Here is a 22,465-nt window from a genome sequence, read left to right as displayed (position 1 = left end):
GCCCGCGCGGCATCGAAGCGGAACGGGCATTGGCATAGTAGAGGCTCAGATGGTTTCCAGATAAAGTTGTTGCAATTCGTTGGCCGTGATGCCCGCAGTTTCCGCCACATGAACGAGGCTTCCCTGTTTCATGATACCGATGCGGGAACCGACGTTTACGGCATTGAAAATGTCGTGCGTGGCCATAAAAATGGTTTTGCCGTCGGCCGCCAGTTCTTTGCAGACGGCCGTAAACTCCGCCGTGGCATGAGGATCGAGGCCGCTGGTAGGCTCGTCCATGAAAATGACGTCGGCGTTTTTGGCGATCGCGATCGCAATGCCGACTTTCTGCCGCATCCCTTTGCTGTAGAACGATAGGCGCTTATGATGCGCGTCGGCCTGCAGCCCTGCTTTGGACAGGAAAGCCTGGAGTTCCGCCGCGGAATAGCTGAAGCCCGCGAGCCGACTGAAAAAATCGAGGTTCTCGATCCCGCTGAGATTGCCGTACAATTGCACGACTTCGGGTATGTAGGCCACCATCCGCTGCGTTTCGGCATTGCCGGGTTTTACTTCCACGCCTTTGATCAGGGCTTTTCCGCCGCTGGCTTCCAGGAAACCGAGGAATAAGTTGATGGTGGTGGTTTTCCCCGCGCCGTTCTGCCCTAGCAGGCAGAAGATTTCCCCGGCATGGATGCTCAGGGATAATTTTTGCAGGGCAGTATACTGCTGGTAAATCCTCGTCAGGTTCACCGCTTCTAAAACGACTGGCATATTTCAGGTTTGACTTTACAGGTGAGCGCGCCGGACGAAGGCCGTCCGCCGGAAAAAGCATGTCTTACCGCTATGAACGGCAATCAGGTGGAAAAGGGAAGCTACCCCGCCATGGGAGAACCCCTGCTGCTGCAGCGGGGCCGGGGTTGACTAGTAAATGTGGAAACGGGAGCATCCCCCACTACCGGGTAACTGGCCGCGGGACCATGAAATCCCGGTTCGTCGATGTAAATATAGGGTGCATAGGCGTGGTCGCAGATGGAGCAGACGTGCCCGGCCTTGCCGAAGCCGCTCCCGGCAGGAGGTTGCCGCCTGGCGTCTTCACAAACGTTACCGCAGGCATGGGAATGCCATACGATTACGGGGGTGATGATAAACCCGTATAACGCGAGCAGGATGACCGCAAGTGTCCGTTTTATGTGAATGTCGGCACGCACTGAAAATGTAACAAAGTTGCAAATATAGCCATCCATCGCAACTTTTGCAACAATATTGCATTTTCAAGATTTGGAGATTTGCTATTGCCGCCTTATCATTTCCAGCCGGGGAAAACATCAATCCGGCAATGACAACGCCTGCTCGATGTCTGAATTGTATTGCAAGTCCCACGTAGTGATGTGCCATCGGAAAAAAGGGCATTCGATGGTAGATACTTCCTGAACGGTATCAGAAGGGGTACAGCCACATCAACAGCAACAGCAGCCCCGTATCGTTCAACTGCAACCGCAGCAGCCGGAGCGCCTTGCCCACGTGCTTTTCCACCGTGTTCACAGACACTTTCAATATCCCGGCGATCTCTTTATACGACAACCCCTCATACCTGCTCAGCAGAAACGCTTCCCGGCATTTATCGGGCAATTGCGCGATCGCTTTCCGGATACTTATTTCCAGTTCCTTCTGCTCGAGCTGATGATCGATTTCCGTGTGGGGCGTTTGCAATAACCGCATTTGCCGGTGGTGAGACGCGTGCAGCAGGTCGGTCCTGATGATGTCGAGCACCTTGTTGCGCAGCGCGGTAAACAGATAGCCTGATAAATTGCCCGCATGCCTGATCGCATCTTTTTTCAGAAATAAACTGATGAAAACTTCCTGCACTACCTCCTTCGCTTCTTCTTCCGATTGAAGCCGCTTGTAGGCCGCGTTGAGCAATGGCAGCGCATACCGGTCGTAAATGGCGCCGAACGCTTCTTCCTTTCCCGCCAGTAGCATGCGGAAAAGCTCTTCCTCGTTATATGTTGGTGTATGGTTGATAATGAAGCGTATGTCTCCTGCAAACGTAACCATATTCAGCGCGGGCCGGTAATATTATTTTCCCTTAAAATGAATGAATATTGACTATCCGATTTTTGAGTGGCGGTAAGTACCGTGTGGATCGTTAAGTATAGAAAGCGCCTACATGGATAATGATCATTTATTGATCCTGATCGAAAAATACCTGAACGGAGAAGCCACACCGGCCGAACAGCGATGGGTCGAAAACTGGTACGCATCTTTCGACCAAACGGAGAACTGGCTGGAAGCACAAACGGAAGAAGCCGCACAGGTCCGGCAGGAACTGAAGCAGTCGATCGGTGAGCGCATCGCCGGCATCCGGCAGCTGGACAGCCTGCACGAGCAGGTGTTCACCCCGCGCATCCGCCCCTGGTGGAAATGGGCGGCGGCCGTGCTGATGCTCGTCGGCAGCGCCGCGGCGTTTTTCTATCTGCGGCCACGGCCGAAGGAAATGGAAGTATGGGCGGCGATCGGCAAGCCCCGAACGGCTGCGTTGCCAGACGGCTCCGTGGTAAGCCTGCAACCGGGCAGTAGCATCCGTTTCGAGAAAAAATTTTCCGGTAAGCAACGGGAAGTTTCGCTGGAAGGGAACGCCAGTTTCGACGTAGCTGCCGCCAGCGTGCCGTTTGTCGTAATTACCGGGAATGTGGCCACCCAGGTGCTGGGCACCGTTTTTTACATCGCAACGGTTCCGGGAACGGATAGTTTGACGGTAACGGTGCTGGAAGGGAAAGTAAGCGTGAGCAGCAACCGCCGGGTACTGGGCACCCTCACTGCGGGCGACAGGCTCCTTTCGGCGAATGGCAGCGCGTCGCAGTTCAAATTAAGCCCCCTGCAACTGGCGGAGCTGGAGAACGGGGAATTACAGTTCGACAAACAATCGCTGGCGGAAATCATGGCCATCTTCGAACAATGGTACGGATATACGATCCGGACGACCGACCACAACATCCTGCAGCAACAATTTACCGGCAGCTTCAACAGGAGCGCGCCGCTGGAAGAACTACTCAGTATTATATGTGATGTGAACAATATTCGTTACCACGTAAACAAACAACAAAAACAGATCACGCTCAGCCGGGATTAACGACCGCTGGCACCAGCAACATTCACGACAGGAGAAAAAATTAAACGGAACGGAAAGCCGCCCTGTGGTCAGACAGGGCGGCCGGAATTCGAGTTCTATTTGCGTAACAAACAAACCCTTACAAATCTATGCAATTTCATGGAAATGAAATGGCACGGGCAGCTTTTGTGCCTCGGGCACCGCTGCGCTGTGCTGTCAACCAAAACCTTTTAGCGTTCATGCGGATCTCCACTTTACTCATCGCGCTATTCGCCGCCACATTTTCCACGTTAAAAGCGGAAAATGTTTCCGCCCAGCGGCTGAAAGAAATCAAGCTCACGCTTAAAGCCGGGAACGAGCCCCTGCTGCAGGTATTGCGCCGGATAGAAAAAGCGACCCCGCTTCGCTTCGCCTACAACGCCACGCAGGTGAACGGCGACCAGCTGGTGACCGCCTCCTTCCACGACACACCGCTGGAAGATGTACTGAACGCCCTGCTGCTCCAGCGCCGCTACGCCTGGAAGGAAAAAGGGAACAACATCCTGATTTTCCCCAGCGCACAACCGGTAAAAGCCACCGCGGATTCCGTGCTGGTCAGGGGCCGCATCCTCGACCAGGCCGAGCCTCCGCAACCCATCCCCGGCGCTACGGTTTCCGTAAAAGGAACGCCCCGAGGCATGATCGCCGACCCGGACGGTTATTTCGAGATCAAGGCCAGCGCCAATGAAGTGCTCGTTTTCTCCATGATCGGTTACAAACCCAGGGAACACACCGTAACCGCCGGCCAGCGAAACCTCATCATCTCCCTCGCGGAAAACGTGAGCAGCCTCAACGAACTCGTGGTAACGGGGTTCACGGAACAAAAAGTAAAACACATGGCCAGCTCCGTAGGCACGGTTAACCTGGCCAACCTGAATAACAAACCCATCACCCAGCTGTCGCAGGCCCTGCAGGGCGGCGTTACCGGCATCAACGTTTCCCAGGGCTCCGGCCTGCCCGGCGGCGATGCGGCCGCCATCAAGATACGCGGCGTTGGCACGTTCCTCAGCTCCGACCCGCTGGTGCTGGTAGACGGCGTTCCGTTCGACATGAACAAGCTCGATCCCAATACCATCGAAAGCATTTCCGTGCTCAAGGATGCCGCCGCAGCATCCGTTTATGGCGCCAGGGCGGGCAACGGCGTGATCCTCATCACCACCAAAAGAGGCGTGCCCGGCGTGGTCAACCTCCAGTACAACGGGTACGCAGGCTTCCAGACGCCTACCTTCACCCCGGATTTCGTGGATGCGGCCACTTACATGCGCATGACCAACGAAGCCCTGAAAAACAACGGCGGTGATCCCCTGTATTCCGATGACGCCATCCGGCAAACGGCCGGCAAATCGGACCCCGTTCGCTACCCGGACACGCATTGGCGTGATGAGGTCGTTCGGCCGAAGTCTTCCATCCAGCAACATTCCATTTCCGTATCGGGCGGCAGCAGCGCCGCACGATTCGCGCTCACGGCCAACTATCTCAGCCAGCAGGGCATGGTGAGCAACTCAGCGTTCAACCGGGGAAGCGTAAGGGCCAATACCAGCGTAGATCTCAGCAAGAACATCGTGGTGTTCATGGACCTCTTCGCCTCGCGCGACGAGCAGAAGGAACCCTACGCACTGGGGCGCGGCACCGGCGGCATTTTGAGCTGGGTGTACACGGCGCCCCCGAACCTGGCGTCCAAATTCCCCGACAAACCGGAAAGGCCCGGATACACATACTACGGCACTTACGGCGAAAGCTGGAACCCCGTCGCCAATACGGAAAGAGGCGGCCTCATCAACCGGATCCGGGACGAGGTGCTCATCAACCTCCGGCCCAAATGGGAACTGCTGCCGGGATTGCTCCTGAAAGGACAATTCAGCTACCGCGTTTCCTCCGGCGGCGACAAGCAAAACCGCGACGCCTATCTCTTCTTCGATTATTTTACCGACCAGAAAACAGGGCGCGATTTCACCGACATCAAATCCGCCTACCCCACCAACCGCTCCAGCTATTACTACACCGGCGGCAACCTCGATTACACGAAAACATTCGGGAAGCACCGCCTGAACGTGATCGGCGGATATTCGAAGGAAATGAACAATTCCGACGCATGGACGGAAAAAACGCTCACCTCCGTTTTCGGGAAGGCGTATTACAGCTTTAACGATAAATACCTGCTGGAAGCGGGCATCAGGCGGGATGGCTCCTCGCTCTTCGCGCCGGGCAAAAAATGGGGCAATTTCCCCTCCATCGCCGCAGGATGGAACGTGGGCAACGAGGAATTCATGCAATCCCTCACCTTCCTCGACCAGTTCAAAATCCGCGCGTCGTACGGCAAACTGGGCAATCACGAAATCGGCGCCTATAAATACCAATCCACCATCGACGCCGGCAGCGGCAACGAAACCACTTTCGGCAACCCGGACATCACCTGGGAGAAAGTCGGCATCCTGGACATCGGTACAGACATCAGTTTCTTCAAAAACAAGCTGGACGTCACGTTCGACTGGTACAACAAGAAAACGACCGACCTCATCCTCTATCCCCAACCCAGCCTCACTTCCGCCATCAGCAGCGCGCCTGTCAACATTGGCAGCATGAAGAACGTGGGATGGGAAATAAAGCTGTCTTACAACGCAGATATCACCAAAGATCTCAATATCGCTTTCAACGTAGGGTATTCGCGTAACCAATCCACCCTGTTGAAACTGGCGCAGGCCACGCCGCTGATCGACGGCAACATCATCCGCGAAAAGGGCGGCATCCTGTCTGAATATTTCGGGTTCAAAAGCCTGGGGCTCCTCCAGCAGGGCGACATCGAAAAAGGCGTAGCCATCATCCAGGGCCAGGCCCCGGGCGATATCCGGTATGCCGACACCGACGGTAACGGCGTCATCAATGACAACGACAAGGTGAAACTCGGCAATGCAGATCCTAACACCAACTGGTTCACCAGCCTTTCCCTCAAATGGAAACAGTTCGATTTCGAGACCATGGTAACCGGCATCGGCCAGGTGGTTTCCTTCTACAACGGCAGAATGGCGATTCCGTTCAACGCCGCCGGCGAAGGGGGTACGCCGCTGACCTGGCACCTGGATTACTGGACGCCCGAAAACCCCGGCGCCCGCTTCCCGCGCCTGTTGCCCTCTCCCGGCCCCAATGAGAAATTCTCCGATTTCTGGGCCGTTAACGGTGCTTTCGCCCGCGTGAAATACATCCAGCTGGGGTACAACATTCCCATGCCGAAAACCGCGCCCGTCCATATCAAGGGTGTGCGCATCTATGTCAATACCCAGAACCCGTTCACTTTCAGCAAAAGGGAAGTTGGCGACCCCGAAAGCAAGGGCGACCAGTCTACCTACCCGGTCATGAAAATGTACACCGCCGGCCTGAACGTTACTTTCTGATCCACAAACTATCATTCATGAAAAGGAATTCAATCATACTGTTATCGATCATTTTCTCCATTCCCTTCTTTGCCGCCTGCAAGAAGGACTTCCTCGTCCGCGATAACCCAACCGCCACGACCGATGAAAAATGGTGGAAACTGGAAACCGACCTGCAAAGTGCACTGGGCGGCATTTACGCGGGCCTGCCCACCGGTTCCCTCGGCAATTACGACTATATGTCGAACTGCAGGATGCACCTCGCCGGCACTACCGACGAAGCGGTTTTCCGCGGGAACTACGGCGACTGGCAAACCTATCCCGTAGGCCTGGCCACCAGCCAGACCAATTCGGTGTATGAAATTTACAAGAACAGCTATTCCTTCATCCGCAAAGCCAGCCGTTTCCTCGAAAACTACAGCCGCGCCTATGTGGAAGATGCCAACCGCAAAAACCGCTACGCATGCGAAGCCCGCGCCCTCCGCGCCTGGTACCACCTCGACCTGTTCCTGCTCTACGGCCCCGTCCCGATCGTAAACCATTCGCTGACGCCCAACGAACAGTTCGCCAAACGCAGCACCCGCGAGGAAGTGATCGCATTCATCGCGGCCGAGCTCGATACCGCCGCGGCCGGCCTGCCCGCTACCTACCCGGAGGCCGATGCTTACCGCATGAGCAAAGGCACCTGCTATGCGCTGCAAACCTTGCTGTACCTCAATGCCGGCGATTACGCCAAATGTGCGGAAGCGGCCAAAAAGGTCATCGACCTCAACGTGTACGAACTGTACCACAGCAGCGACGCCGCTGTCGGCAACTATGCCTCCCTCTTTTCGTATAGCGGAATGATCAATAAGGAAAGGATATTTTTCCGCGTGCGGGGACAAAAGGAAGCGTTCTTCCGGTTCGGGCCCAAAAGCCTTAGCGGACAGGCCACGACCAGCCCCACCGCCGCGATCGTGAACACTTACGAAACGCTGCAGGGCAAAACGATCGACGAACTGGGGCCAGACAGCGTCGCTATTTACCAGGCCAACCCGGCGTTCAAAAACAACCGCGATCCCCGTTTGGCCGCCAGCGTGCTCCTGCCCGGAGAAACTTTCGTGAACAGGAAACTGGAACCCTTTAAAGTAGGCAGCCCCGATCAGATCGGCCTCACCCAATCCACCCAAACCGGTTTCTGGATCAAAAAATACCTCGACCCCCAAGATGCAGGAACGCCCTGGGAAGGATCGCTCAACTTCATGATCATCCGGTATGCGGAAGTGCTGCTCAGTTACGTGGAAAGCCTCGTGGAAATGAACGACTGGCAAAACCCCGATGTATTGCGCTATCTCAACATGATCCGGGCACGCGCGGGTATGCCGGATGTGGATGTGAGCCGGTATAATTCACAGGCGAGCCTGCGGCAACTGGTGCGCCGGGAAAGGCAGGTGGAACTGGCTTTCGAAGGACAGCGGCTGTTCGACATCCGCCGCTGGAAAACCGCCGAAATCCTCCTGAACGAGCCCGCCAAAGGCGCGATAGACCCCGCCACCGGCAAAGCCGTCATCATCGAGCAAAGGAAGTTCAACCCGGCCAGGGATTACGTTTGGCCGATCCCTTTGGTAGAACTGAACGCCAACCCGAACATGGAGCAGAACCCGAACTGGTAATTAGTACATGAATTTGACTTACATAGCGAATAAGATGGGAAAAAACTTTTTGAAGACGTACCTGCTGGGCGGGATGCTGCTTTCCGGATATGTAACGCTCGCGCAGGCCGGTGGTGGGCTGAAAGCCAATGCGGCAGAGCCGGAAGCGGTCCGGGACGCGCGTATGCGCTGGTTCCGCGACGCGCATTTCGGGATGTTCGTGCACTGGGGACTTTACAGCGCCGCAGCCGGTGAATGGAACGGGAAAGATTACGAAGGATGCGTGGAATGGATACAAAACATGGCCAACGTTCCGGCAGCCGTCTATGAAAAACAGCTCACCCCGCTGTTCCGGCCGAAGCCCGGTTTTGCGCGCGAATGGGCGAAAATGGCCAAAGAAGCCGGGTGCCGGTATGTGATTTTCACTACCCGCCATCACGAAGGCTTTGCACTGCACGACAGCAAAACCACCACCTTCGACGGAAAAGACGTTACCGGCCGCGATCTCATGCGGGAAATCGTGAACGCCCTGCACGAACAGGGGTTGCGGGTGGGCGTGTATTTTTCGCTGCTGGACTGGCACCATCCCGATGCATATGTGGAACACGGCCTGCCGGCGCCCGGCGGCGTAAAAAACGATACCCGCAACAACGCGAACTATGTGACCTACATGCATCAGCAGGCCGAGGAAATTTTCTCCAACTACGGGCCTATCGACGTGGTGTGGTGGGATTACAGTTCGCCCGGGATCCAGGGAGAGAAATGGGGCGCCAACGCGCTGGTGGACATGGTCAAGAAGCACCACCCCAACATCATCATGAACAACAGGCTGTATCATTTCGACGACAACAGCGATTATACCCGCGCCAACGGCGACCTCGTGACGCCGGAGCAGTTCATCCCCGAAACGGGCTATAAAAACATGGACTGGGAATCGTGCATGACCATGAACGGCACCTGGGGCTACAGCAAAAACAACCAACGCTGGCATACCGATAAGGAACTGGTGCAAAACCTGGTCGACATCGTATCCAAAGGCGGCAATTACCTCCTGAACGTGGGGCCCATGGCCGACGGGACCATCCCCGGCAAAAGCGTGGAACTGATGCAGGGCATCGGCGGCTGGATGAAAATGAACGGTGAAGCGATCTATGGTTCCCGCGCCAACACCGTAGGCAAAGTGAACTGGGGGCGGATCACCACCAAGCCCGGTAAATATTTCCTGCATATTTTCCATTGGCCGGAAAACAACCGGCTGCATGTGCCCATCGCTCCGGACGCAGGCAGCACACCGCGCGCCTTCGTACTGGCAGACGCCGCACGCTCGCCCCTGCGCACGGAAGTGAACGAACAGGGCATTTTCATCGATCTCGCCAATGCAAACCGGAACGAGCTCGCCACGGTGATAGAATTGGATGTTACAGGAAGCTCCCTGGTTCCCATGGGGATTTTCCCGGATGCCGACGGCGGCTACCGCCTGCACGCAGGGGATGCGATCCTCACGCCCGGCGTAGGGCTTTCGGTGGGCGATAAACCGGTCATTTACAGCTGGACGGCCCTGACAGGAACGGCAACCTGGAACCTGCGCGTGAAGCAACCCGGAAAGTACAAAGTGGTATTCCGGGCGGCTTGTACGGACGAGTCCGCCGGATCGAAAATCGCGGTGACAGCGGGTAAATCCACCCTTACCGGTGTGGTGAAAAGTACCGACAATAACTGGAGCGCTTACCGCGACTGGGACCTCGGCACCGTGAACCTCCCCGCTTCGGGCGTGAACGCCATAACGATCAAACCGCTGACCAAACCCGGCCTGGGCGTGATGAACCTCCAGGAGGTACGGCTGGTGCGCGTGAAATAACAAACCCGTCAAAAAAGGAAGGGCAGCTGGCTGCAACTGGCCAGCTACCCTTTTTTATTTCCGCTCCGGAAGCAGGTTTCAACGCGCGAAGGCCTATTAATTCGCCATTTACGCGAATTGTACTTTCTTTGCAGCATGCAACAAATACAGGAACTCATCCAGTCGGGGCAAATCGAAACGGCCATCCGGGAAGCGGAAACGATGCTGGGCCAGCTGCCGGCGTCCGGATTCCAGCAAGTGACCGGCAAAAACCTCTTGCACCTCCAGGCGCCGCTTACGGCGTATTTCAATCATTCCTGGACGTACATGACGGATGAAGCGGAACTCGAGATCAAGGCGCTTTACCTCGAAATGAACAGTTTTACGACGCATTACGACCGTTGGTTCCTGCACCTGCTGGCTTACGAATCCATCGCCAACCGCGACAACCTCGACTGGCTGCAGGATTTCAGCGGCGAATCCGAAAAAACCCTTACTATCACGGGCTTCGAACCCCTGCAGGAAGCCAACAAAAAATATATGGAAACGGAAGGCTACCGCGACGATCAGTTGCGGCAGGCTTGCGAGCTGCATGAATACCTCGTCATCCTCCGGGTGCAGGAACTGGCCAAACATACCGTGGCCGCCGCCAAAGGAAAGGCGCCCTGGGCCGAAGTGCCCGTGTATGTAGCCGCGCATGATTATGAAGACATGTTGTATGTAGTGAAATAGTCATCCATTAAATCGACAACGCGTTGAAAAGGTATCCCCTGCCGTGGCACGGGATACCTTTTTCAATTTCATGCGAAAACCCGCACCAACATGCATTTCCGCCAGCCGCTGTGTTGCACCGGACATAAAACGTCACATCATCTGCAGAAAAAACTTTTGCTTAAATAAAATAATTAGTGCTAATTTCATACTGCCCTATTTTGACAAATCGTCTAACATTGATTGTTCATTCCTAAAATGTATTGAACCCGTAATTCATCATTCATCTTCCTGTCAGCGTTTCAGTAGTTAAGATCCATCACGTAGCTATGCCGTGCATCGCGTAAAAACCGCATTTCCCTTACGGATGCAGGTTTTGGAACCGATTGCCCGGAATGGATGCGCCCGTACAATGTGTCATACATGGCTTTAAAAACCGTTTTTAAATGAACAGAGCCCAACTAGAAGCTATCCTCAGCACTATGGGTGTAACGCCGCCGGATGTGAACCGCGCGTCTTTGTACCTCGACTATCTGCAACAGGCGCAAGTTTTCTTCCAGACTACCCTGGCCGCCAATATCGGCGCGCCGAATTACAACTTCGTGAGAACGGCCGTCAGATCCGCCAACCTGCTGAATGAAATGGCGGCGATGTTTGACTTGTACATTGGCGCTGCGGTGGATGCGGCACTGTTGCTCAATGTTCCCAACAACGAAACGTACCAGCAATACTTCGATAACAATATCCTGAATGCCGGCTATCCCGGGACCCGGAACACCTTCCGGGGTATTTACACCGTATCGGCCAATGCGCTGCAATCGCTGTACAATCATTTCACCGGCAATATCCAGCAGGCCTGCCAGCGCGTGTATGCCGACAGGAATGCACTGGGCACTTTTTTCGATGAACTGTCTCCCAACACGACCAACGTGGTCTGGGGGCTTTCGCGCATTAAATCCACCGGCTCGGATTTTCACAAGGGAGGGAAGCAAGTGCTGATTTTTACCTTAACGGTGGATGTGACCGCAGCCTTCGGTGACTCTACCATGACCACGGATAAACGGATCGTGTACAAACCCAGCGACATCGAAGCCGATTGCCTGCTGGCGGGCAAATCGGCGGTGATCAATGCCATTTCGCCCGGCTTTATGACCGCCAGCCTGTTTGAAATATACAACACGCAACTGGCGGCCTACAAGCTCGCCAATCCCGGGTTTACCGGGCTGCCGGTAACGACTTACGGTATGCTGCCGCGCAATTTTCAATCGGCGCATGTCGGCGGGCCGCCCCTGCCGGTGCGCGCAGCTTACGGATACCTCGAATATCTCAACAACGATCTTTCCGGCACTACCATCCAGTATAACGGCTACTTCCCCTTAGGGCAGAGCGATTACATGATCTTCAAAAGCCAGAACGCCGCAGCCATTACGCAGGCTTTTTACCGGACGGAAGGCGCAACGGCCGCACTGGCTTGCAGCTTTTCCATACAGGACCTCCACCTGGAAAACGTGCGGGTAAAAGGGTATCTGCCATACCTGATAGACATGGAAGTATGCCTGGCGAAGGCGTCGAACAGTATCGAGTCGACGGTGCTCATCGCCAATGTATTCGGCCTGGCTGCCGGCGGTATCAACGGCTTGTACCTCGATGCGCAGGACTTCGGATGGAGTACCCCGGCGCCCACCGCCGCCGGTGCGAATTGTTACCTCGACCAGGAATATGAAACGGTATTTTACCAGAACCGTTTATGGACATGGTCTGGCACGCGGAACAAACAAAACGTGATGATAGACCAGCCGGCGCTGTTGACAGGCTTTGCAGAAGGGATGGCCGTATTGGCGTTCGCGGAACAGAACCTGGCTTTCAACGGCTGGTTTGCGCGGTTGAACAACGTGGTGGTGCGCTATCTCCCCTATCCAACGTCCTTTTTCAAAAACAGTTTCGTTTCGCCGTATTACCTGAACCCCGTCAATGCAACCGGCAATGCATATACGTTACAAATGCTCATCACGGCCGAGCTTACCGCGAAAACCAACAATTATGTTCCGGGTGCGAATCCGGACTTCCTATCATTGGCGGGCATACAATGCCTGACAGACCTCCAGCAGGTGGATATCCCGATTTATTATTACCGGATCGGCATGCAGGAAATCATCGACTCCAATGGCGCACAGGTACCCATCCCCGCTACGGTAACGATCAACAACGCCGCACCGCCGCCGCCTACCGTTCAGTTCCAGGTGGCACCGGTGCTGGGAAGGGCTACGTTCCTGGCTAACATTCCCACTACCACCATCGTTTACCAGGGGCAGGTGTTTCCGCTGGCCAATCCGCCGGGCAACCCGGCGCGCTCACTGCTGTTAACACCCACCATCACGAATGCACTGGGTGCAGCAGGCATGAATCCGCAACAGGTAATTCCCGTCAATTGATTACCCATCATCCAATGAATGCACAAACAAGTTAGTCATCCCGCAACATACACCAAAAACAGCCGTAACTGGCCATGGCAGGTAATGGCCTACCATAACAGGAAGCTGTTTTCCACCGTAGGAAAAAGCTATGATCAGGTGCGAATTGAATTGTTAAGTTTTTATTTTTGCTAAAATACTTTTGTCGAAATAAAATAATTAGTGCTAATTTCATATCGCCCTATTTAACTGATCGTCTAGCCCTAAAATAGATTCATTGTAAAATCCATTAAACCCGTAATCGGTAATTCATCATTCATCTTCCTGCTGAGTTTTTATTTGTGATCAACTAGTCACGTAGTCCTGCTATGCAGCTGGTACAACCGACATTCCAGTTATCCGGTGTCGGCCAGCCATTGCCTCATCTCGCGCAAACATGCGCCAGGTGTACGTGTCGCGTATTGTCCGAAAAACCTTATTGTTATGACATATCCTGAATTGGCCGCCGAACTGAAAGCCCTGCGCGTTACGCCACCAGACATCTATCGCGCATCGTTATACCTCGATTATCTGCAAAATGCGCAAACATTTTTTCAAACAACGCTGGCCGTAAATCTCGGCGCAGCCAACTACAGCTTTGTACAAACTGCCGTGAGATCCGCCAGTCTCATGAATGAAATGGCAATGATGTTTGACTTATTTATCGGAACGGCGGTAGACCAGGCATTAAGTCTCAACATTCCCAACAACCAGACATATACGCAATATTTCGACACCAATATCCTGAACAATGACTACCCCGCCAACCTTGTGGATTTCCGGAGAACTTTCATTGTTTCCACGGGCGCCCTGCAATTGCTCTACAATCATTTCACAGGGAACATCGAACAGGCCTGCCGGCGGATGTATGCCGATAAAGCACTGCTCGAGGCCTTTTTCGACGCATTGACGCCTAATACCATACACGCTATCCAGGAACTGACCGCCATCAAATCCACCGGTTCCGATTTCCATAAAGGCGGCACGCAGGTATTGATCCTTGCATTTGATGTGGATGTGGTAGGATTATTCGACTACAACCCGGTCACCGAAATTAAAAGGCTCGTTTACAAACCCAGCGATATTGAGGCCGACTGTCTGCTGGCGGGCCGGTCAGACGTCGTAAACGCCGTTGTTCCCGGTTTCATGACGGCCAGTCTTTTCGAGATTTACAACGCACAACTGGCGGCATACAAAGCCACCCATCCCGGATTTACAGGATTACCCGTACCTGTCTACGGCATACTGCCACGCAATTACCAGTCGTTGCATCCGGCCGGCCCGCCCCTTCCGGTGCGCGCTGCATATGGCTACATCGAATTCCTCAACAACGATCTGTCTGGCACATCCATTCAATTCAACGGATATTATCCTTTTGCGCAGAGCGATTACCTCATTTTCAAAAGCCAGGACGCCGCGGCCATCACCCGGACGTTTTACCGGACGGAAGGCGCGATCGCCGCACTGGCCTGCAGCTTTTCCATCCAGGACCTTCACCTGGAAAACCTCCGGGTGAAAACGTACCTGCCGTACCTGATAGACATGGAAATATCGCTGAACAAGGAAACCAACTCCATCGGGGCCACCAGCCTGATTTCCGGCCTGGGAATGCCAATCGGTGGGATCAACGGGCTCTTCCTGAATGCGCAGGATTTCACATGGGTAACCCCGCCACCGGCAGCCACCGGGAACAATTGCTTCCTGAACCGGCGTTACGAAACGGATTACAAGGAAAACCGGCTATGGCGGTGGGAAGGCGTACGGAACAAGCAGTACGTGCCGATAGACCAGCCAGCTTTGCTGACGGGGTTCACAGACGGCATGACGGTATTACGGGCCGCCCAGCAAAACCTTGCGTTCAACGACTGGTTCGACCGGCTAAACAATGTGGTCGTGAGATACATCCCATACGCTACCGCGGAATTCAAGAACTCCTTTATCTCGCCCTACTACTTCGATCCATCAAATGCCACCGGCCAGCTGTTTACGATGCAAACGCTCGTCAGGGGCCGCCTTGAGGTGGATGCGAGCAATTACCAGGAGCCCGACCTGCCGAACTTCTACGTATTGGCGGGCAGCCAATGCCTGGACGACCTTAATCAGCTGGACATTCCCATTTATTACTACCGTATTGGCATGCAGCAGATCGTAGATTCCATCGGCGCCCAGGTGCAGATAACGCCCTCCGTGACGATAGACAATCCCGATCCACCGCCGCCTACACAGCAGCTTCCCGTTACGTACCCCCTGCCTGACTTTTTTCCCAATATCCCGACCGACGTGGTCATCGACCAGCAGCAGGTACAGGCATTGGGAGACGCGCGATATCCCGCCCGGTTGCTGTTACTGCAAACCTCCATTACCAATTCATTGCACGTAGAAGACGTAAGCCTGCACGATGCACTTCCCGTTAACTGACAATCCACCAAATTATGGCCTCACTGATAGCACAGATCATCGAGAAAATGGAAGCCATCCCCATACAGGCGAACGGGGACATGCTGATCACCCCGGCGGATTTCGGGCTGGACTTCATGGACACGTTCTTCCGGGATGTGTTGCAACAGGAAACACTGCTGCTCGCCAATGCCGAAAAACCCGCGCCCGGAACGGATTCGGTGACCGTGAAAGGAACTTCAGGATTGCTGGGATATAAAACCCTCGCGCTGACGCTCACCTTTGACCTGCAGGAAGACCAGGTAGTGGGTACGGCCAATGCCGTATTCCCGGCCAGCTATACGCCCACCCTGCCCGTCATAGACTGGATCACGGCGGGCAACATTTCCTTCCAAAAAACACTGTCTGAAAAATTCAGCCTGGTGGGTTTCCGGTTCAACCTCAACGTGACCAGCAAAGGCGTTTCCGGCAGCGGCATCCCCATCGTGCTGCAAAGCGGCACGGGCGGCGACTGGCAGATCGGTATCGCCGAAGGCGGCGATCAAAACCTGACGCCGGCCGAAATCAGTTCCCTCCTCGCCGGCCAGGACATCACGCAGTTCCTCCCTTCAGCGCTGGCCGGTGCGCTCACCGGGATCCAGATCAACAGTTTCGACGTTTCGTACAACGTCGACATAAAATCCATCACCTACTTCACCATCGGCGTTTCCGTGACCAACGGCTGGACGATCGTGGACAAACAGATCCTCCTGCTGCCGGGGCTCCAGGTCAACCTCACGCTCACCAAACAGGCGCCTGCCGCCAACTGGCAAACCACCGCCAGCGTTACCGGCACCTTCGTGCTGGGCGGCGTCAACGTGCCCGCATACCTCGGCGCCAGCCTGGGAAGTACCACAGAATGGGCTTTCGGGCTGCAACCCGGCGAAAAAGTAACGTTGCCCAGTTTCTCGGACCTGCTCGCCCTGGCGGGCGGGACCGATTTCCTGAACTCCCTCCCCGCAGGTTTAAGCAGCATTCCGCAGATCGATATCAACGCGCTGTTCGTCAATTTCAACGCCACTACCAGCGTGCTCACGCAATTGCAGTTCGAAGTGGCCACGGCTTCTTCCTGGCCCGTGATCGAAGGGTATTTCTCCATCACGAAGATTTCCATCGGGTTCAATATCTACAACCTCACCGATCCCCTCACGCGGAATGTGCTGGGCGATCTGTACGGAATTTTCGAAGTGGGGACGGGCAACTTCCTCCTGTGCGCGCTCCGGAAAACGGAAGACAACCCGGATTGGGCCATCACGGCGGGGCTCGCACCCGGAAAAACGCTGAGCCTTACCGCTATCGCCATGCAGCTTTTCGAAGGAACGGTGACCGTACCCGACGGTGTGCCCGACTTTTCGTTTTCCGTGCTCGAGATCGGCGTGGTGCCCTCGCTGCAAAGCTTCCGGTTCGATGCACAATCGGCCACAGTCTGGCAGATCACGAACAATATTGCCATCAACGTATTCAAGCTCCACTTCACCCGCGACCCTGCCAATATCCAGCAACCGATACAGGGAAGCGTGGCCACCGTTTTGCAGATCAGCAAAGTGGGCGTGGAACTGAGCGCGTCCATCAACAACACGCCCGAAGGCGGATGGCAGTTCAGCGGCCGCACCAAAGACGGCGACCCCATCGTTATCGGCGACCTCATCTCCTACGTGGTACAGATGTTCGGCGTATCCGACCCACCGAAATGGATGCAAACCATCACGCTGATGAACCTGGCCGTCAGCTTCAATTCCACCACCAAAAACTTCTCCTTCGGCGCTACGGCCAAAATCACGTTCACGACTACGGAACTGGCCATCAACGTGAAGTTTTCGCTCGAAAACGAGGGCAATAACAATTTCAAAAACGTGATGTCGGGAGACATTACCCTCAAGCATGTGTCTAACGGCGGCGAGTCCGTTTTCCATATCAATTTCACTTCCGGCACCACGGATTCCCAGCTCACCGCCTCCTGGGAGGCCCTCACGCCATCCGAATACCTGCAACTGGCCGATATCGTGGGCGCTTTCGGGTTCGACATGCCTGCCGTTCCCGCCGGCCTCGACCTGGCGCTAAAAAGCGCCTCCATGATGTACGATTTCACCTCCAGTACGCTGGCTTTCTCCCTGGAATCCGCCAACTATGGAAAAGCGGTTTTCCTCGCCATGAAAAACCCTGCAGACCAGCAATGGATCTATTATTTCGGGCTGGCCTCCGACCTGGTGATCGATCTCGCCAACCTGCCCATCATTGATAAAGTCGCAACGCTGATCCCGGCCGGGAAACTCGAAATCACGGCGGTGGACGTAAACTTCGTTTCCGTCGTCACCACCAAAGCGCTCGCCACCAACATCAACAATCAGATCAAAGCCCTCGTCGCCAACCCGGCCGGCTATCCGCTGTTGCCCGAAGACGGCCTGAACGGGAAGGTTTCCTTTTCCATGACCGTCAACATCGGCGGCACGCTGTACCCGCTCAGCCTTGTTCTGGGCGGCGACAGCAGCGACAGCCCCACTTTGGAGCTGGCAGCGGTGGGAGATGATGCCGTGAAAGCGAAATGGTTCAACATCCAGAAGAATTTCGGGCCGCTGTATTTCGACAAGATCGGTATCGGGTACAAGGAATCCCGGATTTACGTCATGGTAAACGTAACCGCCACCGCCAGCGGCCTCAGCATCGGCCTGAACGGTTTCGGCATCAGTTCCGCCATCAGTACGTTCGACATCTCTTTCGCCCTCAGCGGCATTTCCATCACCTACAACAGCGGCCCCATCCTTATTTCCGGCGGGCTGATGGGCAGCTTCTCGCCCGTCAACCTCTATGGCGACATCCTCGTAAAAACACCCGCGCTTACCATCGGCGGCATCGGCGGGTATACGGAAGTGGAAGGAAAACCCTCCATGTTCCTGTACGCCGTGTTGAATTTCCCCATCGGCGGGCCGCCGTTCTTCTTCGTGACCGGGCTTTCCGCCGGGTTCGGCTTCAACCGCAAACTCGTGATCCCCGACATTACCGGCGTGGCGACCTTCCCGTTCGTGGTTTGGGCCACGGGCGGCGGACCGGCGCCCGATCCTACCAAAGACATTGCCGAACAGGTGAACGGCGTGCTGGCAGACATCGTGCAGAAAGGCATCGTGGCCCCGCAGATCGGCAGTTCCTGGCTGGCGGCGGGCATCAACTTTACGTCGTTCGAAATGGTGAACTCCTTCGCCCTGCTCACCGTGATGTTCGGCACCCGCCTGGAGATCGCACTGCTCGGGCTTTCCCGCGTGGTACTCCCCCCGGGTACGGGCGGCAGCACGGGCATTCCGGCGGTAGCGTATGCAGAACTGGCCATCAAGGCTTCTTATGTGGACGGGTCGGGAATGATTTCGATACAGGGACAGTTGACAGACAGTTCGTACGTGCTGGCCAAGGCTTGTCACCTCACCGGCGGGTTCGCGTTCTACTTCTGGTTCGGCGGCGATCATGAAGGCGATTTCGTTATTACGCTTGGCGGATACAATTCCAATTACACAGTCCCCGACTGGTACCCGAAAGTACCCCGGCTGGGGGTTTCGTGGAAGGTAGACAGTCACCTCATGATCAAGGGCGCCCTGTACTTTGCGCTCACCTCCAATGCCATCATGGCCGGCGGATTGATGGAAGCCGTATGGCAAAGCGGCGGCATCCGCGCCTGGTTCATCCTCCAGGCCGATTTCCTCATCTTGTGGAAGCCTTTCCATTACGACATCGTCGCCAATACGGACATCGGCGCGTCTTTCACCGTCAACCTGCTATTCACGAAGAAAACCATCACCATCCATGTTGGCGTAGGCCTTCACGTCTGGGGACCGGAATTCAGCGGAAAGGCGACCATTCACGTCACCATCATTTCCTTCACCATATCCTTCGGTGCGGGCAGCCAGAACAAACCGCAGCAAATCGGTTGGGACGAGTTCACGCGAGACATGCTTCCCCAGTTACCGGCCGGCGCAAGTCAAGGCATACAAACCGGCAGCAATGCGGACGTATGTAAAATTCTGGTAGCCGATGGATTGCTGGCGCAACTGAGCGATAAACCCGGCGAACTGAACTGGATCGTGAACGCGGAAAAATTCGAACTGACGACAGACGCCATCATTCCTTCGAAAGAATGGGATTTCACCAATAACAAAAACGATAAGATCAGCATCGTCATCGATCCGGACATTCCGGCGCCGTTACAGAACACGGATTTCGGAGTGCGCCCCGTGGGGCTCGACAGCTCCGCCTTCCAGTCCAAACAGGTCGTCGAGATCATCAGCGACAGCGGCGATTCGTCCACCTTCCACGCCACGCCCATCCTGAAAAACGTACCGAAAGGTTTATGGCAGAAGGTGAGCTTCAACCGGAACGGCAATCCGAATGTGGGCGATCCGTTGAACGATACAACGCTCAAAGATGTGCTCACCGGGTTTACCATGGTGCCGTACAAGGATTGTCCTGCCAGCACCTTGCCCATCGACCTGCAATACCTGCAATTCCGCCTTGATCCCGAGCTCCAGCATTTCACCTGGACGGAAACGTTCGTGCCGCTGACCGATGATTTCAAAGACGTAACCGTATCGGGCACCATCATGGCCAACAAGGCGCAGGCCAACCGGCCCATGCTGCTAAGCGCCGTTACCGATCTTGGATTCGATCTGGACGTGCAGATCAACGTGGTGGAACTGGCAGACCCGGAAACTTATTATTTACTGGCCAGTCCGCTCTTCCGGTTATTGGGAGAAGAAAAAAACTAAGCTATGAAGAACACCACACCCGCGGAAAATGAGGTAATTTTTATCCAGTATGATATTCCGCCGCTGAAATCCGCCGAGTATACGATCACGGTGAAGCAGCAGACGAATCAACAGCCGGGGGAATTTTCGGCCAGCCGGAAATTTGCGGTTACCAGCGAACGGTTTTCCCTCGACCCGGACGATATCAATTCCAACTTCCCGCAGAACCTGGCCAACGGCGAATTCGGCGGAACGCTGCCCCATGTGCTGTTCAACCGCCGGATTCTGCCCTGGGAAAGAAGCAGCGTAAAAGGCGATGCCACGGCGCCATGGCTGGCGGTGCTGTTGTTCGGCGAAGGCGAGCAGCCCGTGGTTGTGCGGGAGAAAGCGAAAGCCCTCGTGCCCGCGGGTACCGCCATCACCGTGGCGGGCTCCACCACCACGGGCACCGGCACCATGCCCACAGGTACTTTCTCCTACCCCGGCATGCAAAAACTGGACTACGGCGAAACGCCCGACGACGATTGCAACATCATCGACATCCCCGCGGCATTGTTCAACCAGATCGCACCCACGAAGAAAGACCTCCCCTTCCTGGCGCACATCCGTAAAATGCAGACGCTCGACAAAACGGATAAACTGGCGAAAGAAGTGGAAAACTTTACCGTGGTGCTGGGAAACCGCCTGCCGCAAAACGATACCGCCAATTACGCTTTCCTCGTTTCCCTCGAAAATTTCGGCGATTACCTGCCCGATGACGACGGCAAGAGCAATCTGCCCGCCGGCATTACTACCGTTCGGCTGTTAACTTACATCAATTGGAGCTACACCGTCAATTCCCGGGACGAAACCTTCAAAAGCCTCCTCGAGCACCTGAACAAAAACGAGCTCGGCCAGCAGGGGCTCACGGTGCTGCAGGTGCCCTTCAAAGGAACGCCGCCCACCACCGACGCCGTGAAAGCCGCCCTGGCAAAGCAGGCGCTGGGCACGCTGAGCCCGGCCGACGCTACCGTGCTGGTGCAAAACGCCATCATGATGGGATATACGCCCCACGGGCATTCGCTGCGGCACAGCGGCCATACCGTTTCCTGGTACCGCAGTCCGCTATTGCCTTACATGGTCAGGGAAACGATTGAATTTCCCGTATCCTGCTCCGACGCGGCGAACCGCTACAATCCCGACACCGGCCTGTTCGACATTTCCTACGGCGCCGCCTGGCAGCTGGGGCAGTTGCTGGCGTTGCAGAACAAGAACTTCGCATCGTCGCTCTACAACTGGAAAAAAGGCTTGTACGCCTGGCAGGTGATCGACGAAGAAAATAAAATCATCAACAACAAATACCAGGGCATCGAAGCCTTCGGCGACGTATTCGCCGCCAGGAGCGTACGCATGGAAAAAGACATTTCACCGCCGGAAGACGTCGTGAACTGGATGGCCCGGCTGAGCTTGCTGAACGGCGTGCCGTTCAATTACCTCGTGGCCGACGAACGCATGTTGCCGCCGGAATCGCTGCGGTTCTTCTACATCGATAATAATTGGGTAGACGCGCTGATGGACGGGGCTTTCAGCATCGGGCGCTCCACAACGGCGTCCATGATCGTGGAAACGCCTTTCCTGGCGAAGCTGCGCGTCAACGCAAGAAAAACGGCCACGCAATTCAGGAAAAGGAAAAAATCATTGAAGGGATATGTGAACAATACCGGTACCATCACCGGTTTCCTGCTGCGGTCTGCCGTACTGAAAGGCTGGCCCGGTATGGAAATCACGGGATACGACGATGCCGCCGGGACATCGGAGGTCCAGCAGCTGCGGATGGAGCACCTGTCAGAAGAAGTACTGCTGTGCATCTTCGACGGCGTGGTACAGCGGGTTTCCATCCACGAACCGCCGGAGGCGCTGCATTCCGGCGTGGAAGGCGTGTATCCCGATCTCGTTACCACCCTGCGCGTGATCCAGGGCGGCGGAGACCCCGGCTCGGGGATCGACGGATATACCGCGAAGATCACTACCCGCAGCAACCAGCAAACCCTGCAGGTCAGCAAAGCCGCGGACGCCATCAAAACGGTGCTGAACGCCCCGCCCCTCAGCGAAGGGATCTCCGATTTCACCGCAGCGCAATTTGCGCTGGAAATGATCAAGGGAGTCGTAAAAGTTGATTTTCTCAATACTAAAGCCTGA

Annotated in this window: 12 protein-coding genes; 10 read left to right on the top strand and 2 right to left on the bottom strand. The window is 55.4% G+C overall.

Annotated features, from left to right (window positions below; all coding sequences use genetic code 11):
* Positions 1–45: 45 nt before the first annotated feature.
* Positions 46–750, bottom strand: a complete 705-nt coding sequence (locus tag EJ361_RS21775; RefSeq protein WP_126248300.1) for an ABC transporter ATP-binding protein — start codon at positions 748–750, stop codon at positions 46–48.
* A gap of 9 nt (positions 751–759) precedes the next feature.
* Here EJ361_RS21775 and EJ361_RS25690 point away from each other — a divergent pair, with 9 nt between their 5' ends.
* Positions 760–900 (top strand): hypothetical protein, encoded by a 141-nt coding sequence (locus EJ361_RS25690; RefSeq protein ID WP_164714359.1) that lies wholly within the window; start codon positions 760–762, stop codon positions 898–900.
* A 516-nt stretch (positions 901–1,416) separates the two neighbouring features.
* Here the strand turns inward: EJ361_RS25690 and EJ361_RS21770 are convergent.
* Positions 1,417–2,034, bottom strand: a complete 618-nt coding sequence (locus EJ361_RS21770; RefSeq protein ID WP_126248298.1) for an RNA polymerase sigma factor — start codon at positions 2,032–2,034, stop codon at positions 1,417–1,419.
* Positions 2,035–2,146: 112 nt separating this feature from the next.
* On the opposite strand from EJ361_RS21770, the gene EJ361_RS21765 reads away from it, so the two are divergent.
* The 9 genes from EJ361_RS21765 (at position 2,147) to EJ361_RS21725 (ending at position 22,465) form a co-directional block, all read left to right on the top strand.
* A complete protein-coding gene (locus EJ361_RS21765; RefSeq protein ID WP_126248295.1) occupies positions 2,147–3,109 on the top strand; it encodes a FecR domain-containing protein in 963 nt (320 codons plus the stop codon).
* A gap of 218 nt (positions 3,110–3,327) precedes the next feature.
* Positions 3,328–6,516, top strand: coding sequence for a TonB-dependent receptor (locus tag EJ361_RS21760; RefSeq protein ID WP_126248293.1), 3,189 nt, complete (start codon positions 3,328–3,330; stop codon positions 6,514–6,516).
* Positions 6,517–6,533: 17 nt separating this feature from the next.
* On the top strand, positions 6,534–8,147 hold the full coding sequence (locus EJ361_RS21755) for a RagB/SusD family nutrient uptake outer membrane protein (protein ID WP_126248291.1): 1,614 nt from the start codon (positions 6,534–6,536) through the stop codon (positions 8,145–8,147).
* A 49-nt stretch (positions 8,148–8,196) separates the two neighbouring features.
* Positions 8,197–9,984: an alpha-L-fucosidase gene (locus EJ361_RS21750; RefSeq protein ID WP_164714358.1), complete on the top strand. Its 1,788-nt coding sequence runs from the start codon at positions 8,197–8,199 to the stop codon at positions 9,982–9,984.
* 135 nt (positions 9,985–10,119) lie between these two features.
* Positions 10,120–10,695, top strand: a complete 576-nt coding sequence (locus EJ361_RS21745) for a hypothetical protein (protein WP_126248287.1) — start codon at positions 10,120–10,122, stop codon at positions 10,693–10,695.
* A 425-nt stretch (positions 10,696–11,120) separates the two neighbouring features.
* Positions 11,121–13,106, top strand: a complete 1,986-nt coding sequence (locus tag EJ361_RS21740) for a DUF4135 domain-containing protein (protein ID WP_126248285.1) — start codon at positions 11,121–11,123, stop codon at positions 13,104–13,106.
* 462 nt (positions 13,107–13,568) lie between these two features.
* A complete protein-coding gene (locus EJ361_RS21735; RefSeq protein ID WP_126248283.1) occupies positions 13,569–15,542 on the top strand; it encodes a DUF4135 domain-containing protein in 1,974 nt (657 codons plus the stop codon).
* A gap of 14 nt (positions 15,543–15,556) precedes the next feature.
* Positions 15,557–20,308 (top strand): DUF6603 domain-containing protein, encoded by a 4,752-nt coding sequence (locus EJ361_RS21730; RefSeq protein ID WP_126248281.1) that lies wholly within the window; start codon positions 15,557–15,559, stop codon positions 20,306–20,308.
* A gap of 3 nt (positions 20,309–20,311) precedes the next feature.
* On the top strand, positions 20,312–22,465 hold the full coding sequence (locus EJ361_RS21725; protein ID WP_126248279.1) for a hypothetical protein: 2,154 nt from the start codon (positions 20,312–20,314) through the stop codon (positions 22,463–22,465).

The organism is Chitinophaga rhizosphaerae, from assembly GCF_003958645.1.
Classification (GTDB): domain Bacteria; phylum Bacteroidota; class Bacteroidia; order Chitinophagales; family Chitinophagaceae; genus Chitinophaga; species Chitinophaga rhizosphaerae.
This window is presented reverse-complemented; position numbering and strand designations above follow the sequence as displayed.

Coding starts and splice junctions, on each gene's coding strand:
- EJ361_RS21755 (WP_126248291.1), top strand. CDS start 6,534: ATGAAAAGGAATTCAATCATACTGTTATCGATCATTTTCTCCATTCCC.
- EJ361_RS21770 (WP_126248298.1), bottom strand. CDS start 2,034: ATGGTTACGTTTGCAGGAGACATACGCTTCATTATCAACCATACACCA.
- EJ361_RS21745 (WP_126248287.1), top strand. CDS start 10,120: ATGCAACAAATACAGGAACTCATCCAGTCGGGGCAAATCGAAACGGCC.
- EJ361_RS21775 (WP_126248300.1), bottom strand. CDS start 750: ATGCCAGTCGTTTTAGAAGCGGTGAACCTGACGAGGATTTACCAGCAG.
- EJ361_RS21735 (WP_126248283.1), top strand. CDS start 13,569: ATGACATATCCTGAATTGGCCGCCGAACTGAAAGCCCTGCGCGTTACG.
- EJ361_RS21765 (WP_126248295.1), top strand. CDS start 2,147: ATGGATAATGATCATTTATTGATCCTGATCGAAAAATACCTGAACGGA.
- EJ361_RS21740 (WP_126248285.1), top strand. CDS start 11,121: ATGAACAGAGCCCAACTAGAAGCTATCCTCAGCACTATGGGTGTAACG.
- EJ361_RS21725 (WP_126248279.1), top strand. CDS start 20,312: ATGAAGAACACCACACCCGCGGAAAATGAGGTAATTTTTATCCAGTAT.
- EJ361_RS21730 (WP_126248281.1), top strand. CDS start 15,557: ATGGCCTCACTGATAGCACAGATCATCGAGAAAATGGAAGCCATCCCC.
- EJ361_RS21760 (WP_126248293.1), top strand. CDS start 3,328: ATGCGGATCTCCACTTTACTCATCGCGCTATTCGCCGCCACATTTTCC.